This window comes from Streptomyces gobitricini (assembly GCF_039532985.1).
Classification (GTDB): Bacteria; Actinomycetota; Actinomycetes; order Streptomycetales; family Streptomycetaceae; genus Streptomyces; species Streptomyces gobitricini.
Genome location: NZ_BAAASR010000056.1, coordinates 1 through 528, shown reverse-complemented (window position 1 = coordinate 528; position 528 = coordinate 1). Strand labels below are relative to the sequence as shown.

The window sequence follows — 528 nt, the reverse complement described above, 5'->3', positions numbered from 1 at the left end:
TAAGTGCACAAGGGAGCTTGACTGTGAGACCGACGGGTCGAGCAGGGACGAAAGTCGGGACTAGTGATCCGGCGGTGGCTTGTGGAAGCGCCGTCGCTCAACGGATAAAAGGTACCCCGGGGATAACAGGCTGATCTTCCCCAAGAGTCCATATCGACGGGATGGTTTGGCACCTCGATGTCGGCTCGTCGCATCCTGGGGCTGGAGTCGGTCCCAAGGGTTGGGCTGTTCGCCCATTAAAGCGGTACGCGAGCTGGGTTTAGAACGTCGTGAGACAGTTCGGTCCCTATCCGCTGTGCGCGTAGGAATATTGAGAAGGGCTGTCCCTAGTACGAGAGGACCGGGACGGACGAACCTCTGGTGTGCCAGTTGTCCTGCCAAGGGCATGGCTGGTTGGCTACGTTCGGGAGGGATAACCGCTGAAAGCATCTAAGCGGGAAGCCTGCTTCGAGATGAGTATTCCCACCTCCTTGAGAGGGTAAGGCTCCCAGTAGACGACTGGGTTGATAGGCCGGATATGGAAGCCCA

1 rRNA gene is annotated in these 528 nt (G+C 58.1%); it reads left to right on the top strand.

Annotated elements, in window-relative coordinates:
• Positions 1 to 528 (top strand): 23S ribosomal RNA (locus ABD347_RS30570); the annotation flags it as partial.